Source organism: Escherichia sp. UTM R2 (assembly GCF_048593455.1).
GTDB classification, from domain to species: Bacteria; Pseudomonadota; Gammaproteobacteria; order Enterobacterales; family Enterobacteriaceae; genus Escherichia; species Escherichia coli.
Genome location: NZ_JBFWDY010000002.1, coordinates 3,251,701 through 3,268,926 on the forward strand (window position 1 = coordinate 3,251,701; position 17,226 = coordinate 3,268,926).

At 50.3% G+C, this 17,226-nt stretch carries 10 protein-coding genes and 2 pseudogenes; 11 read left to right on the top strand and 1 reads right to left on the bottom strand.

Features of this window, described 5'->3' with window-relative positions; all coding sequences use genetic code 11:
* Positions 1–58 precede the first annotated feature (58 nt).
* Positions 59–1,432 carry a Cu(+)/Ag(+) efflux RND transporter outer membrane channel CusC gene (gene cusC / locus AB4H76_RS16600; RefSeq protein ID WP_000074231.1) on the bottom strand — a complete coding sequence of 458 codons (1,374 nt, stop codon included), beginning with the start codon at positions 1,430–1,432 and terminating at the stop codon, positions 59–61.
* Positions 1,433–1,588: 156 nt separating this feature from the next.
* Between cusC and cusR the strand changes: the two genes are divergently transcribed.
* The 11 genes and pseudogenes from cusR to AB4H76_RS16655 all read left to right on the top strand — a co-directional run bounded on the left by cusR (position 1,589) and on the right by AB4H76_RS16655 (position 17,111).
* Positions 1,589–2,272, top strand: coding sequence for a copper response regulator transcription factor CusR (gene cusR, locus AB4H76_RS16605; RefSeq protein ID WP_000770953.1), 684 nt, complete (start codon positions 1,589–1,591; stop codon positions 2,270–2,272).
* Positions 2,262–3,710 carry a Cu(+)/Ag(+) sensor histidine kinase CusS gene (gene cusS / locus AB4H76_RS16610; RefSeq protein WP_000253838.1) on the top strand — a complete coding sequence of 483 codons (1,449 nt, stop codon included), beginning with the start codon at positions 2,262–2,264 and terminating at the stop codon, positions 3,708–3,710. The genes cusR and cusS overlap by 11 nt, the downstream gene beginning before the upstream one ends.
* 736 nt (positions 3,711–4,446) lie before the next feature.
* Complete coding sequence (locus tag AB4H76_RS16615) at positions 4,447–6,348, top strand: type VI secretion system tip protein VgrG (protein ID WP_112902313.1); 1,902 nt, start codon at positions 4,447–4,449, stop codon at positions 6,346–6,348.
* Between the two features lie 27 nt (positions 6,349–6,375).
* Positions 6,376–6,684, top strand: a pseudogene (locus AB4H76_RS16620) (DcrB-related protein); the annotation flags it as partial.
* Positions 6,681–8,072, top strand: a pseudogene (locus AB4H76_RS16625) (RHS repeat domain-containing protein); the annotation flags it as partial. The pseudogenes AB4H76_RS16620 and AB4H76_RS16625, both read left to right, overlap by 4 nt.
* Before the next feature lie 32 nt (positions 8,073–8,104).
* Positions 8,105–8,365: a hypothetical protein gene (locus tag AB4H76_RS16630; protein ID WP_000889443.1), complete on the top strand. Its 261-nt coding sequence runs from the start codon at positions 8,105–8,107 to the stop codon at positions 8,363–8,365.
* Positions 8,365–8,652 (top strand): hypothetical protein, encoded by a 288-nt coding sequence (locus AB4H76_RS16635; RefSeq protein WP_001021473.1) that lies wholly within the window; start codon positions 8,365–8,367, stop codon positions 8,650–8,652. The genes AB4H76_RS16630 and AB4H76_RS16635 overlap by 1 nt, the downstream gene beginning before the upstream one ends.
* 964 nt (positions 8,653–9,616) lie before the next feature.
* The gene (locus AB4H76_RS16640; RefSeq protein WP_052916495.1) at positions 9,617–10,753 is read left to right on the top strand and encodes an ISAs1 family transposase; all 1,137 of its coding nucleotides are present in this window, start codon (positions 9,617–9,619) and stop codon (positions 10,751–10,753) included.
* A 270-nt stretch (positions 10,754–11,023) separates the two neighbouring features.
* Positions 11,024–13,261 (top strand): cyclic di-3',5'-guanylate-activated glycosyltransferase NrfB, encoded by a 2,238-nt coding sequence (nrfB, locus tag AB4H76_RS16645; RefSeq protein WP_000383946.1) that lies wholly within the window; start codon positions 11,024–11,026, stop codon positions 13,259–13,261.
* Positions 13,248–16,220, top strand: coding sequence for a bacteriophage adsorption protein NfrA (nfrA, locus tag AB4H76_RS16650; protein ID WP_077492817.1), 2,973 nt, complete (start codon positions 13,248–13,250; stop codon positions 16,218–16,220). Before nrfB ends, nfrA begins: the two co-directional genes overlap by 14 nt.
* Positions 16,221–17,111 (top strand): DUF4434 family protein, encoded by an 891-nt coding sequence (locus AB4H76_RS16655; RefSeq protein WP_001224575.1) that lies wholly within the window; start codon positions 16,221–16,223, stop codon positions 17,109–17,111.
* The last annotated feature ends 115 nt before the right edge of the window (positions 17,112–17,226 follow it).

Below are 17,226 nucleotides of genomic sequence, written 5' to 3' on the forward strand. Positions count from 1 at the left end.
GGGGTGAGCGAACGCAGACGCAGCACATGCAACTTGAAGTATGACGAGTATATTGCTGTCAACCGCCACCAAGTGCGGTATACAAAGAAATTTCGTTAACCTGACGGGCATAATTCAGGTCGAGTAAAGTTTGTCGGGTTGCAAATAAAGAACGCTCGGCATCCAGCACTTCCAGATAACTTACTGCGCCGTGCTGATATAATGCCCGCGCCCGTTGCAAAGTAATTTGCAGCGATGCCAGATAACGCTGCTGGGCGCTAATTTGATCGTTCAGGCTTTGACGTAATGCCAGCGCATCTGCCACTTCTTTAAAGGCGTTCTGGATTTTCTGTTCATAATTCACCACCGACTGCTGCTGGCGAATTTCGGCGATATCCAGATTGGCCTGGTTGCGTCCGGCATTAAAAATGGGGATATCAATTTTAGGAATAAAATTCCACATCCCGCTGCTGGCGTTAAATAATGACGACAGATCGCTGCTGGCGGTTGATATTCCGCTGGTCAGGCTGATAGACGGGAAAAATGCCGCGCGTGCAGCGCCAATATTGGCATTAGCCGCCATTAACGCGTGTTCAGCTTCCATAATATCCGGGCGCTGCAATAAGATTTGCGACGACAATCCCGCCGGTAATTTAACGCTTTGCAGGCTGTCGCTGTTTACTGTCTGCGCTTGCGGCAGCTTGCCGTAGCTTCCCAATAACAGTTGCAATGCATTATTCGCCTGCGCCAGTTCCCCCTGACGTTTAGCGATGTCGCTGCGGGTACTTTCAATCACCCCGCGAGCCTGTTCCAGCGCCAGAACATTACTGCTACCTGTCAACAGTTGTTTTTCGACAAACGCATATGACTGCTGATAATTACGCAGCGTTTCTTCGGCTATTTGCAATTGCGCATACGCTAGCTGCTGATTGAAATAACTTTGCGCGACATTAGAAACCAGCAAAATATGCACCGCGCGCTGGGCTTCCTCAGTGGCTAAATAATTTTGGCGCTCGGCTTCGCTCATGTTCTTTAAGCGACCGAAAAAATCGAGATCAAAGCTGGCGTTAAGGCCGGTCGAAAACTCCCGTGTCGTGGCGGTATTCCCTTTAAGATTACCGCTCCAGCTGCCGCTGCCCTCGCCATTGAGCTGTGGGTAGCGGTCGGCATCGGTCAGACGATATTGCGCCCGTGCCTCCTGCACTTTCAGCGTCGCCATGCGCAAATCCCGATTATTCACCAGCGCCTCGCTAATCAGCGTCTTCACCTGATTATCAACAAAAAAGGTGCGCCAGCCCGCGTTCTGATAGTTATCTGCTGCGTTAACCAGGCCGTTCTGGCTGAGTGAGAACTGCTGCGGCACGGGCATTGCCGGACGCTGATAATCCGGTGCCAGTGAACAACCGGTTAGCGCAAGGGCCACACAAAATGGCAGAAGTTTACAAGGAGACATAGGCTCATAATTTCTGGTGATTTTATACCGCCAACTTTACTCGCCAGGCTCTGATTTTCCGGTGACAGGAAAATGACAAAATTGTCATTTTGCCAATAAGCGATTGCCATCTGATCCCGCTACTCTAGAATTGCCCGGGCAACATGCGGAGGAAATATGAAACTGTTGATTGTCGAAGATGAAAAGAAAACCGGAGAATACTTGACCAAAGGGTTAACCGAAGCCGGTTTTGTGGTCGATTTGGCCGACAACGGGCTGAATGGCTACCATCTGGCGATGACCGGTGATTATGATCTGATAATCCTCGATATTATGCTGCCGGACGTGAACGGCTGGGATATCGTGCGCATGTTACGCTCCGCCAATAAAGGGATGCCGATTCTGTTGCTTACCGCGCTTGGCACCATTGAACATCGCGTCAAGGGGCTGGAGTTGGGGGCAGATGACTACCTGGTGAAGCCATTCGCTTTTGCTGAACTGCTGGCGCGGGTGCGCACATTACTGCGGCGCGGGGCGGCGGTGATTATCGAAAGTCAGTTTCAGGTTGCCGATTTGATGGTCGATCTCGTCAGCCGCAAAGTCACCCGCAGCGGCACGCGCATCACTTTGACCAGTAAAGAGTTTACTCTGCTGGAGTTCTTCCTTCGCCATCAGGGCGAAGTGCTGCCCCGCTCGCTTATCGCCTCGCAGGTATGGGACATGAATTTTGACAGCGATACCAATGCTATTGATGTGGCGGTGAAGCGGCTGCGCGGCAAAATCGACAACGACTTTGAGCCGAAGCTAATTCAGACCGTGCGCGGCGTGGGTTACATGCTTGAGGTGCCGGATGGTCAGTAAGCCATTTCAGCGCCCGTTTTCGCTGGCAACCCGCCTGACCTTTTTTATCAGCCTGGCCACCATCGCGGCGTTTTTCGCCTTTGCATGGATCATGATCCACTCAGTAAAAGTTCATTTTGCCGAGCAGGATATTAATGATTTAAAAGAGATTAGCGCCACCCTTGAACGGGTACTAAATCACCCTGACGAAACGCAAGCCCGACGCTTAATGACGCTGGAAGATATCGTCAGTGGTTATTCCAATGTGTTGATTTCCCTGGCAGATAGTCAGGGTAAAACGGTGTATCACTCCCCCGGTGCGCCGGATATCCGCGAGTTTACGCGTGACGCCATACCCGATAAAGACGCTCAGGGTGGCGAGGTGTATCTCCTTTCCGGCCCGACGATGATGATGCCAGGCCACGGTCACGGGCATATGGAACACAGCAACTGGCGGATGATTAACTTGCCGGTTGGCCCGTTGGTGGACGGCAAACCGATTTATACGCTCTACATCGCGCTTTCGATCGATTTTCATCTTCATTACATAAATGATTTGATGAATAAACTTATTATGACCGCATCGGTAATCAGCATCCTGATCGTCTTTATCGTACTGTTGGCGGTACATAAAGGTCACGCGCCGATCCGCAGCGTCAGCCGTCAAATCCAGAATATTACCTCGAAAGATCTCGACGTTCGCCTCGACCCGCAGACCGTGCCGATTGAGCTGGAACAGCTGGTACTGTCGTTCAACCATATGATCGAGCGTATTGAGGATGTCTTTACCCGCCAGTCCAATTTCTCAGCGGATATCGCTCACGAAATTCGCACGCCGATTACCAATCTCATCACGCAAACGGAAATCGCCCTCAGCCAGTCTCGCAGCCAGAAGGAGCTGGAAGATGTGCTCTACTCTAATCTCGAAGAGCTGACGCGAATGGCGAAAATGGTCAGCGATATGCTGTTTCTCGCTCAGGCCGATAACAACCAGCTAATCCCCGAAAAGAAAATGCTCAACCTGGCGGATGAAGTCGGCAAAGTGTTCGATTTTTTCGAGGCGTTAGCGGAAGATCGCGGCGTGGAGTTGCGATTTGTTGGCGACAAATGTCAGGTTGCGGGCGATCCGCTGATGCTGCGTCGGGCGTTAAGCAACCTGCTTTCTAATGCCCTGCGTTATACGCCACCCAGTGAGGCTATTGTAGTGCGCTGCCAGACGGTCAATCATCAGGTGCAAGTTTCCGTCGAAAACCCCGGTACGCCCATTGCGCCCGAGCACTTACCGCGATTGTTTGACCGTTTCTATCGCGTTGACCCTTCCCGCCAGCGAAAAGGCGAAGGTAGCGGCATTGGGCTGGCGATAGTGAAATCGATTGTTGTCGCGCATAAAGGCACGGTTGCAGTAACGTCAGATGCGCGGGGGACAAGGTTTGTGATTATGCTGCCGGAGAGAGAGTGATTATTAAGTTCAAATTCAGGGCGTGGTGCATCACCTCCTGGTATTGTTGATCAACAAATTAGAGAAAAACTTATTAAACATATGAAATATCGAAGGCTTTTATTTTTCAAAGTTTCACGAGATGTTTGTATATGAAACTTAGTTAAATCTGTGTTTCTTCCAATTGTAGATCACAATGCCCTTTCTAAATTTTCATCGTTATAAACAAGCCATCTATCATATAAAGCAATGAATAATTTAATCACGATTAATCATCATTAATTGTTATATTATTCACTCAATCTATTTATCAAGTGAATTTGATAAATTCCTAATTTAAAATATCCACTATTGAGCCAGTATTTAACAACGTTAAGATGTGCAATGTGCAGATCATGTTATCAGGGTGGAGCGGTAGCATATATTTCTTATGCAATCATTCATTTTAATAATGTTAATTGGATTATTTATTGCTGTGAATAAAAATATATTATGAATATTGGTTTGACTTTACGTTTTTGTTACTCGTTGTGATATGCGTACCTGTCCTGAATAACGCCAAGAAACAAGAGGTTGAGCTTGTGATTATTTTTTTGACTGAACAGACACCCGTTTCTGTAAAGTAATATTTAAACAAAATTCTCACATAACCATAGCATTTTCTGTTCCTTCCCTAATAACGTCTGAAGTCGTCCCGCTTATCACATTATCCGCAGTTGTACGGTACGGATCATTATTCATTTTACTGGAGGTTGCTATGTCAACCGGATTACGTTTCACACTGGAAGTGGACGGTCTGCCGCCGGATGCTTTTGCGGTGGTTTCCTTTCATCTGAACCAGTCACTCTCTTCGCTCTTTTCCCTCGATCTCTCCCTGGTCAGCCAGCAGTTTCTCTCCCTTGAATTTGCGCAGGTGCTGGACAAAATGGCCTACCTGACGATATGGCAGGGCGATGAAGTACAGCGCCGGGTGAAAGGCGTGGTGACCTGGTTTGAACTCGGGGAGAACGACAAAAACCAGATGCTGTACAGCATGAAGGTGCACCCGCCGCTGTGGCGTGCCGGTCTGCGCCAGAACTTCCGTATCTTCCAGAACGAGGACATCAAAAGCATCCTCGGCACGATGTTGCAGGAAAACGGGGTGACCGAATGGAGTCCGCTGTTCAGCGAGCCGCATCCTTCCCGTGAGTTTTGTGTCCAGTACGGTGAGACTGATTACGATTTTCTGTGCCGGATGGCGGCGGAGGAAGGCATCTTCTTTTATGAGGAGCATGCTTACAAAAGTACCGACCAGAGCCTGGTGCTGTGCGACACAGTCCGCCATCTGCCCGAATCTTTTGAAATCCCATGGAACCCGAACACCCGTACCGAGGTGAGCACCCTCTGCATCAGCCAGTTCCGCTACAGCGCACAAATCCGCCCTTCTTCCGTGGTGACAAAAGACTACACCTTTAAACGCCCCGGCTGGGCCGGACGTTTTGAACAGGAAGGCCAGCACCAGGACTACCAGCGCACGCAGTATGAAGTGTATGACTACCCCGGACGTTTCAAGAGCGCCCACGGGCAGAACTTTGCCCGCTGGCAGATGGACGGCTGGCGAAACAACGCAGAAACCGCGCGGGGAATGGGCCGCTCGCCGGAGATATGGCCGGGACGGCGAATTGTGCTGACGGGGCATCCGCAGGCGAACCTGAACCGGGAATGGCAGGTGGTGGCAAGTGAACTGCACGGCGAACAGCCACAGGCGGTGCCAGGACGGCAGGGAGCGGGGACGGCGCTGGAGAACCATTTTGCGGTGATCCCGGCAGACAGAACATGGCGACCACAGCCGTTGCTGAAACCGCTGGTCGACGGCCCGCAGAGCGCTGTCGTGACAGGACCGGCAGGCGAGGAAATCTTCTGCGACGAACATGGTCGCGTGCGGGTGAAGTTCAACTGGGACCGTTATAACCCGGCAGACCAAGACAGTTCGTGCTGGATCCGTGTGGCACAGGCGTGGGCAGGCACCGGTTTTGGCCACCTGGCGATACCGCGTGTGGGTCAGGAGGTGATTGTAGACTTCCTCAACGGCGATCCGGACCAGCCGATCATTATGGGGCGCACCTACCACCAGGAAAACCGCACCCCCGGCAGCCTGCCGGGAACAAAGATGCAGATGACCATCCGCTCCAAAACGTACATGGGCAGCGGATTTAATGAGCTGAAGTTTGATGATGCGACAGGGAGAGAACAGGTCTACATCCACGCGCAGAAGAACATGGATACCGAAGTGCTCAACGACCGTACCACCACCGTAAAACACGATCACCGCGAAACCGTAAAAAATGACCAGACGGTCACGATCCAGGAAGGTAACCGCCTTCTTACGGTGGAAAAAGGCCACAAGATCACCGGAGTACTGAAAGGGTCTTTATCTGAGGATGTCTTTCAGGACAGAGGCACGATTGCCGGTTCGGTGCATGTTGACGCTGTAAACAATGGTGGCGAAGGCGACGGTATACAGGCTTATACGGCGATTAAGGAAATTTTGCTGGCTGTGGAGGAAAGCAAAATTGCGCTGACGCCGGATGGCATTCAGCTACAGGTCGGGGAATCGACGGTAATCAGGCTGTCGAAGGATGGCATCACCATCGTGGGCGGTTCTGTTTTCATCAACTGATTCACTCAGATTATCAGGGAGTATTTTATGCAGTTCACTTTTAATGAAGGCCACATTCAACTGCCGTCTCAATGGCAGGATCAGTCAATGCAGGTCCTGGTGTCCACAGATAACAGTGGCATCAACCTGGTCATTACCCGCGAAGCCGTTCCACAGGGAACCCTGACACCAGAGCTGTACCAGGAAACGCTGGCGCTGTACCAGGGCAAACTTGATGGGTACACCGAACATGCCTGCCGGGAAATCACTCTGGCAGAGGCCCCGGCCTGGCTGCTGGATTATTCCTGGAACGGTCCGGAAGATGAGGGGAATCAGGGGCGGATTAGCCAGATATCCGCTGTATCCTGCCACCGGAAGATGAACGCGACAGACACCCCGATGAATCCCTGCTGAAAACCACGTACCGCTACAACGCCGCCGGAGAACTGACAGAGGTCATTCTGCCGGGGGATGAGACGCTGACGTTCAGCCGTGATGAGGCGGGACGTGAAGTGTTCCGGCACAGTAACCGGGGTTTTGCCTGTGAGCAGGGCTGGAATGCAGCCAGCCAGCTTGTCACCCAGCGCGCCGGATTTTTCCCGGAGGAAACCACATGGGGCGGGCTGCTCCCCTCACTGGTACGGGAGTACCGTTACGACAGCGCGGGCAATGTGTCGGCTGTCACCAGCCGGGAAGATTACGGACGGGAAACACGGCGGGAATACCGGCTGGACCGGAACGGCCAGGTCACGGCGGTGACAGCCTCAGGCACCGGGCTGGGCTATGGCGAAGGCGATGAGTCCTATGGCTATGACAGTTGTGGCTACCTGAAGGCGCAGTCTGCGGGCAGGCACCGGATAAGTGAAGAGACTGACCAGTATGCCGGAGGCCACCGGCTGAAACAGGCCGGAAACACGCAGTATGACTATGACGCCGCAGGCCGGATGGTCAGCCGCACCAGACACCGTGACGGCTACCGCCCGGAAACAGAGCGGTTCCGGTGGGACAGCCGGGACCAGCTGACCGGGTATTGCAGCGCACAGGGGGAGCAGTGGGAATACCGCCACGACGCCAGCGGCAGACGAACAGAGAAACGCTGCGACCGGAAGAAAATCCGCTTCACGTACCTGTGGGACGGCGACAGTATTGCGGAAATCCGGGAATACCGCGATGATAAACTGTACAGCGTACGGCACCTGGTGTTTAACGGCTTTGAGCTGATAAGCCAGCAGTTCAGCCGGGTACGGCAGGCGCATCCGTCGGTGGCCCCGCAGTGGGTGACGCGGACGAATCATGCGGTGAGCGACCTGACGGGCCGCCCGCTGATGCTCTTTAACAGTGAAGGTAAAACCGTCTGGCGACCGGGACAGACCAGCCTGTGGGGGCTGGCACTCAGCCTGCCCGCAGACACCGGCTACCCGGACCCGCGCGGGGAACTGGACCCGGAAGCCGACCCCGGCCTGCTGTATGCGGGGCAGTGGCGGGATGCGGAATCGGGGCTGTGCTATAACCGGTTCCGGTATTACGAGCCGGAGAGCGGGATGTACCTGGTGAGTGATCCACTGGGGTTGCAGGGAGGGGAGCAGACTTACCGGTATGTGCCGAATCCTTTAAGATGGATAGATCCCTTAGGATTAAATAAAGGAGCTTCATTATCTAAAATGATGAATAGCTCCAGTGATCTCATGGGGTTGAGAAGGCAGCCCCAGAACTTCTGGCGGCTATATCGCGGAAAAGACATTTAATAATAGCATTACCAGGCTCAGATGAATTCAGAATGCTTGAACATTTTGGAGCCGAAGCTTCGGTATTAGACATGACGATTATTGTTCGTTCAAATCCGAGTAAAGCCGCTATTCTTGAAGAGTTTTTACATGGTACACAAGAGAAACTAGGAATAGCTGAAAAATTAGGACGTTATGGACTAGGGAGTGCAGAAACGCACGTTAAGGATTTCATGATAAGACACAAAAAAATGCTTGGGTTATCTGATGAGGATGTAGCAATACTCAAAATATTGAAAGACAAGGGGTTGTGATGAATATAATTCTGCCGATAAAAGATATATTTATTATTGCGGGAAACATAGTTTTTAGCGTTTTATACAATGAACATCTTGAGTTCCCATGCCGCTGCCAATTACTATCTTCAAATTCTGAAGTTATGCAAGAGTTATATATTGAAAAAGAGTTATTTATTAAACGCACTACGGAAAATGATTGTCGTGCTTTAGTGTTAAGAGGAACATTGGAATACTTATTTGATGAAATTATTGCTGGCGAGTGTGCATTGGCCTTATTACAAAAAGAAATAAAAAAAGATTAATCCAATATGTAGAACGGGACAATACCCATCTTTTAACAATGAACTTCGTAATTTTTATCTTAGAAATAATGCTACATTATATGAGGTATATCATGAGGTAAAAAATGTTAACAAGGGAGTTGGCCTGGTGGGAGATAATGGTATCGTCCTGGTAATTAGAAGTTCCAATTCCAAAAATACACTTGAGGAATTTCATGAATTCTTTGGAAACTTCAAACCTAATAATTCAACAGCTCGAGTTGAAGTGATTGATCAATCCGTTTTAGAACCTTTTTGGAGATTTTAAAAATATGATCACCAAATCAAGTATACTCATAGAGTATAAAGATAAAAGTAAACTAACCGATAGTATTTATAAGTTTGTAAATGCTCTAGACATTGACTTTTCGATATTAAAATATGACTACTTTGATGTAAATGAGTATAAAAAAACATTACTTATGACACATCTTTTATTGACAAAGATGCAGAATATATTGAATTACTAGCGAAGATTGATTTTTCTTATGAAGTTGATTTCGGCACATCAACAACATCGATTGAAAGCAAGTATCTTCCATCTCTAACTGATTTCATCGCTCAATCACTATCACAACAATTAAATTGTGACATAATAACCAGCTTTAAACCATTAAGTGGAGATGAGTTTTGCCCAATAACATATTTTTCAAAAGGTAAAGAAGTTATCAATTTTACGACATTTAATTCAAATTGTTGGGATGGGGTATGCTGGGTAAAAAAAAGGAGGCAAACAAATATCCGCTAACGTAGTTTTTCAATAGCTACACCATGTCACGTAACATGATGCCTGGATATTAACCAGGGAAAGATCATCAGAAGTTCACTTTTTGTACTAAATAATTCGCATTTTATGTTTAAAAATTGAGATATTCCTTATTACCTGAAGCTGTTTTTTATTGCTTATACATGATCAAATACTTCTTACATAATTAAGGAGAACAAAATGGAACTTAAAAAATTGATGGAACATATTTCTATTATCCCCGATTACAGACAACCCTGGAAAGTGGAACATAAATTATCGGATATTCTACTGTTGACTATTTGTGCCGTTATTTCTGGTGCAGAAGGTTGGGAAGATATAGAGGATTTTGGGGAAACACATCTCGATTTTTTGAAGCAATATGGTGATTTTGAAAATGGTATTCCTGTTCACGATACCATTGCCAGAGTTGTATCCTGTATCAGTCCTGCAAAATTTCACGAGTGCTTTATTAACTTGATGCGTGATTGTCATTCTTCAGATGATAAAGACGTCATTGCAATTGATGGAAAAACGCTCCGGCACTCTTCTGACAAGAGTCACCGCAGGGGAGCGATTCATGTCATTAGTGCGTTCTCAACAATGCACAGTCTGGTCATCGGACAGATCAAGACGGATAAGAAATCTAATGAGATTACAGCTATCCCTGAACTTATTAACATGCTGGATATTAAAGGAAAAATCATCACAACCGATGCGATGGGTTGCCAGAAAGATATTGCAGAGAAGATACAAAAACAGGGATGTGATTATTTATTCGCGGTAAAAGGAAACCAGGGGCGGCTAAATAAAGCCTTTGAGGAAAAATTTCCGCTGAAAGAATTAAATAATCCAGAGCATGACAGTTACGCAATGAGTGAAAAGAGTCACGGCAGAGAAGAAATCCGTCTTCATATTGTTTGCGATGTCCCTGATGAACTTATTGATTTCACGTTTGAATGGAAAGGGCTAAAGAAATTATGCGTGGCAGTCTCCTTTCGGTCCATAATAGCAGAACAAAAGAAAGAGCCAGAAATGACGGTCAGATATTATATCAGTTCTGTTGATTTAACCGCAGAGAAGTTCGCCACAGCAATCCGAAACCACTGGCACGTGGAGAATAAGCTGCACTGGCGTCTGGACGTGGTAATGAATGAAGACGACTGCAAAATAAGAAGAGGAAATGCAGCAGAATTATTTTCAGGGATACGGCACATCGCTATTAATATTTTGACTAATGATAAGGTATTCAAGGCAGGGTTAAGACGTAAGATGCAAAAAGCAGCCATGGAGAGAAACTATCTGGCGTCAGTCCTTGCGGGGAACAGGCTTTCGTAATCTTGCCCTGCCTGCTCACCTCCTCCAGGCACTTCCACTACATGATGACCTGCTCGGTGCCACCGCTCCTTTTCACTATGACGTTAACCTCCCCGTCCCAGGACACCATGCTTTTGTCTACATTCTACGCAAACGGCAACTTTTATAACCAGTGTAAAAATAACGTGCCGCAATAGTCATACCTATTAATGGTAAAAAGCTGTCACAATTCATAAAAAACCTTAATATACGCCACCCTAAACATAACCAGCGTTAATGTAAGGTTTTTGTGTGGACTGGCTTCTTGATGTTTTTGCTACCTGGCTCTACGGCTTAAAAGTAATCGCGATAACGTTAGCGGTCATCATGTTCATCAGCGGGCTGGACGATTTTTTTATTGATGTCGTCTACTGGGTACGCCGCATTAAACGCAAGTTGAGTGTTTATCGCCGCTACCCGCGAATGAGTTACCGCGAACTGTATAAACCAGATGAAAAACCGTTAGCGATTATGGTTCCGGCATGGAATGAAACGGGCGTCATCGGCAATATGGCCGAGCTGGCGGCGACCACGCTCGACTACGAAAACTATCATATCTTTGTTGGCACCTACCCCAACGACCCCGATACTCAGCGTGATGTTGACGAAGTGTGCGCTCGCTTCCCGAATGTGCATAAGGTAGTCTGCGCGCGTCCTGGCCCCACCAGCAAAGCCGACTGTCTGAACAACGTGCTGGACGCCATCACCCAATTTGAGCGTAGCGCCAATTTCGCTTTTGCTGGTTTTATTCTGCATGACGCCGAAGATGTGATTTCACCGATGGAATTGCGTCTGTTCAACTATCTGGTCGAGCGTAAAGATCTGATTCAGATCCCGGTGTATCCGTTCGAACGCGAATGGACGCACTTCACCAGCATGACTTACATTGATGAGTTTTCAGAGCTGCATGGCAAAGATGTTCCGGTGCGTGAAGCCCTCGCCGGACAAGTGCCCAGCGCAGGCGTCGGCACCTGTTTCAGCCGCCGCGCCGTGACCGCTCTGTTAGCTGACGGTGACGGTATTGCTTTCGACGTGCAGAGTCTGACTGAAGATTACGACATTGGTTTCCGCCTGAAAGAGAAAGGTATGACGGAAATTTTTGTCCGTTTTCCGGTGGTGGACGAAGCCAAAGAACGCGAGCAGCGTAAATTTTTACAGCACGCACGGACGTCAAACATGATCTGCGTGCGCGAATATTTCCCCGATACCTTTTCGACTGCAGTTCGACAAAAATCTCGCTGGATCATCGGCATTGTTTTCCAGGGCTTTAAAACCCACAAATGGACCTCCAGCCTGACGCTGAACTACTTTCTCTGGCGCGACCGCAAAGGGGCAATCAGTAACTTTGTCAGCTTCCTCGCGATGCTGGTGATGCTCCAGCTTTTGCTGTTGCTGGCGTATGAAAGTTTGTGGCCCGATGCCTGGCATTTCCTTTCTATTTTTAGCGGCAGCGCATGGTTAATGACCCTGCTGTGGCTAAACTTTGGCTTGATGGTTAACCGCATCGTGCAGCGGGTGATTTTCGTCACTGGCTACTACGGTCTGACGCAGGGGCTGCTATCTGTCCTGCGTCTTTTCTGGGGCAACCTGATTAACTTTATGGCCAACTGGCGCGCGCTAAAACAGGTACTTCAACACGGCGATCCACGTCGCGTCGCGTGGGATAAAACAACGCATGACTTCCCCAGCGTCACTGGCGATACCCGCTCGTTGCGCCCGTTAGGTCAAATTCTGCTGGAAAATCAGGTCATCACTGAAGAACAACTCGATACAGCACTGCGTAATCGCGTCGAAGGTCTACGCCTGGGCGGTTCAATGCTGATGCAGGGGCTGATTAGCGCCGAGCAGCTGGCACAGGCGCTGGCAGAGCAAAACGGCGTGGCGTGGGAATCCATCGATGCCTGGCAGATCCCTTCCTCGCTGATTGCCGAAATGCCGGCCTCCGTGGCGCTGCATTATGCAGTACTGCCGCTGCGTCTGGAAAATGATGAGTTAATTGTCGGCAGTGAAGATGGTATTGACCCTGTTTCGCTGGCGGCCCTGACGCGTAAAGTCGGACGCAAAGTGCGTTACGTCATTGTTCTGCGGGGACAAATTGTCACGGGGTTACGTCACTGGTATGCACGCCGACGCGGTCACGATCCGCGGGCAATGTTGTACAATGCGGTTCAGCATCAGTGGCTCACGGAACAGCAGACCGGTGAAATCTGGCGGCAATATGTGCCGCATCAGTTCCTGTTCGCCGAAATACTGACCACGCTCGGTCATATTAATCGTTCAGCAATTAACGTGTTGCTATTGCGCCATGAACGCAGTTCTCTGCCGCTCGGCAAGTTTTTGGTCACCGAAGGCGTTATCAGCCAGGAAACGTTGGATCGCGTCCTGACAATTCAACGCGAATTACAAGTTTCGATGCAATCACTATTACTCAAAGCAGGTTTAAACACAGAACAGGTTGCGCAACTGGAGTCCGAAAATGAAGGAGAATAACCTTAATCGCGTCATCGGATGGTCTGGTTTACTGCTGACGTCTTTATTGAGTACCAGCGCACTCGCAGACAATATCGGCACCAGCGCAGAAGAGCTGGGGCTGAGCGATTATCGCCATTTTGTTATTTATCCCCGTCTCGATAAGGCGCTGAAGGCACAGAAAAATAACGACGAAGCAACCGCCATCCGCGAATTTGAATATATACACCAGCAGGTGCCGGATAATATTCCGCTGACTTTATACCTTGCGGAAGCCTATCGCCATTTTGGTCATGATGACCGGGCGCGGCTGTTGCTGGAGGATCAACTGAAACGTCACCCAGGAGATGCCCGACTTGAGCGCAGTCTGGCGGCTATTCCAGTTGAAGTGAAAAGCGTTACGACTGTTGAAGAACTGCTTGCCCAGCAAAAAGCGTGCGATGCTGCGCCGACCCTGCGTTGTCGCAGTGAAGTCGGGCAGAATGCCCTGCGGCTGGCACAGTTACCTGTCGCCAGAGCGCAACTGAACGATGCGACGTTTGCTGCATCGCCGGAAGGAAAAACGCTGCGAACCGATCTGCTGCAACGGGCAATCTACCTGAAACAATGGTCCCAGGCAGATACGCTATACAATGAAGCACGCCAGCAGAACACATTAAGCGCGGCAGAACGCCGTCAGTGGTTTGACGTGCTTCTTGCCGGGCAGCTGGACGATCGGATCCTGGCACTGCAATCACAGGGGATCTTCACCGATCCTCAGTCATATATTACTTACGCGACCGCGCTGGCTTATCGTGGCGAAAAAGCACGCCTCCAGCATTATCTCATTGAAAATAAGCCGCTGTTTACCACGGACGCACAAGAGAAAAGTTGGCTCTATCTGTTATCTAAATACAGCGCCAACCCCGTTCAGGCATTGGCGAATTATACGGTGCAGTTTGCCGATAACCGCCAGTATGTTGTTGGCGCGACGCTACCGGTGCTGTTAAAAGAAGGTCAGTACGACGCAGCGCAAAAACTGCTCGCCACCCTCCCCGCCAATGAAATGCTTGAGGAGCGTTATGCTGTCAGCGTGGCGACCCGTAACAAGGCTGAATCTCTGCGTCTGGCACGATTGCTGTATCAGCAAGAACCGGCAAATCTTACCCGCCTGGATCAACTGACCTGGCAACTGATGCAGAACGAGCAGTCACGCGAAGCTGCCGATTTATTGCTGCAACGCTATCCTTTCCAGGGCGATGCGCGTGTCAGCCAGACTTTAATGGCGCGACTGGCGTCTCTGCTGGAAAGTCATCCTTACCTGGCAACTCCAGCGAAGGTGGCGATTTTATCAAAACCCTTGCCGCTGGCGGCGCAACGTCAGTGGCAAAGCCAGTTGCCGGGTATTGCAGATAATTGCCCGGCAATAGTTCGCTTGCTGGGCGATATGTCGCCTTCCTACGATGCCGCCGCCTGGAACCGTCTGGCAAAGTGTTATCGGGACACGCTACCCGGTGTGGCCTTGTATGCATGGCTTCAGGCCGAACAACGACAACCGAACGCCTGGCAACATCGTGCGGTAGCCTATCAGGCGTATCAGGTTGAGGACTACGCCACCGCACTGGCGGCCTGGCAGAAAATCAGTCTTCACGACATGAGCAATGAGGATCTGCTTGCTGCTGCCAATACCGCCCAGGCGGCAGGAAATGGTGCAGCTCGCGATCGCTGGCTACAACAGGCAGAACAACGTGGACTGGGAAACAATGCCCTCTACTGGTGGCTGCATGCGCAACGTTACATTCCTGGTCAGCCGGAACTCGCACTGAGCGATCTCACGCGCTCAATCAATATTGCGCCTTCTGCCAACGCTTACGTTGCGCGGGCGACAATTTATCGCCAACGTCATAATGTCCCGGCGGCGGTGAGTGATTTGCGCGCCGCGCTGGAACTGGAACCGAATAATAGCAACATCCATGCAGCGCTTGGTTACGCCTTGTGGGATAGCGGTGATATCGCACAGTCGCGGGAAATGCTCGAACAGGCGCATAAAGGGCTACCGGACGATCCGGCACTGATCCGACAACTGGCCTATGTGAACCAGCGTCTGGATGACATGCCTGCGACGCAGCACTACGCCCGCCTGGTGATTGATGACATTGATAATCAGGCGCTGATAAACCCACTCACCCCAGAGCAAAATCAGCAACGCTTCAATTTCCGCCGTCTGCATGAGGAGGTCGGTCGCCGCTGGACGTTCAGTTTCGATTCTTCTATCGGCTTGCGTTCCGGGGCAATGAGCACCGCTAACAATAATGTCGGCGGCGCAGCGCCAGGGAAAAGCTATCGTAGCTACGGGCAACTGGAAGCCGAGTACCGCATCGGACGCAATATGCTGCTGGAAGGCGACCTGCTCTCAGTTTATAGCCGCGTCTTTGCCGATACCGGAGAAAACGGGGTGATGATGCCGGTGAAAAATCCGATGTCCGGCACCGGTCTACGCTGGAAGCCGCTGCGCGATCAGATCTTTTTCCTCGCCGTCGAACAGCAGTTGCCGCTGAACGGGCAAAATGGCGCATCCGATACCATGCTGCGCGCCAGCGCCTCATTCTTTAATGGCGGCAAATACAGCGACGAATGGCACCCGAACGGTTCAGGCTGGTTTGCCCAAAACCTGTACCTCGATGCGGCGCAATATATCCGCCAGGATATTCAGGCGTGGACGGCAGATTATCGCGTCAGCTGGCATCAGAAGGTAGCTAACGGACAGACTATTGAGCCTTACGCTCACGTTCAGGACAACGGCTATCGTGATAAAGGCACTCAGGGCGCGCAGCTTGGCGGTGTCGGGGTCCGCTGGAATATCTGGACCGGCGAGACGCACTACGACGCCTGGCCGCACAAAGTCAGTCTCGGCGTCGAGTATCAACATACCTTTAAGGCGATTAATCAACGTAACGGAGAGCGCAACAACGCGTTTCTCACCATTGGAGTGCACTGGTAAATGCGTAAGTTCATTTTCGTATTGCTGACACTGCTTTTGGTCAGCCCTTTTTCCTTTGCGATGAAAGGTATTATCTGGCAACCACAAAACCGTGATAGTCAGGTTACCGATACCCAGTGGCAGGGGCTGATGAGTCAGTTACGTTTGCAAGGCTTCGATACCCTGGTTTTGCAATGGACCCGTTACGGCGATGCATTCACCCAGCCAGAACAGCGCGCGTTATTGTTTAAGCGGGCCGCAGCTGCGCAACAGGCTGGCCTGAAGCTGATTGTCGGGCTGAACGCCGATCCGGAATTTTTTATGCACCAGAAACAGTCGTCCGCAGCGCTGGAAAGCTATCTTAATCGCCTGCTGGCTGCCGATCTCCAGCAAGCCAGATTATGGAGCGCCGCGCCTGGCGTAACGCCGGATGGCTGGTACATCAGCGCGGAAATTGACGACCTGAACTGGCGCAGCGAAGCCGCCCGTCAGCCTTTGCTAACATGGTTAAACAACGAGCAGCGGCTGATTAGCGATGTTTCAGCAAAACCGGTTTATATCAGTAGTTTTTTCGCCGGAAACATGTCGCCCGATGGCTATCGCCAACTGCTGGAACACGTTAAAGCAACCGGCGTTAATGTCTGGGTACAGGATGGCAGCGGCGTGGATAAACTTACCGCTGAACAGCGTGAACGTTATCTACAGGCCAGCGCCGATTGCCAAAGCTCCGCCCCAGCAAGCGGCATTGTTTATGAACTGTTTGTCGCCGGCAAAGGCAAAACCTTTACAGCGAAACCGAAACCGGACGCAGAAATTGCCTCGCTGTTAGCGAAACGTTCCTCTTGCGGTAAAGACACTCTCTATTTCTCTCTGCGCTATTTGCCCGTCGCGCACGGCATTCTCGAGTATTAAATCTCCTCCAGGTAAGTCGGGTACGACCTGGCTTACCTCTTTCGCTCTCGTCAGAATTCCATCAAGATTAATTGCTAAAAAGCGTGCTAAAGAAAGAAGATCGTTATCGGCGAAC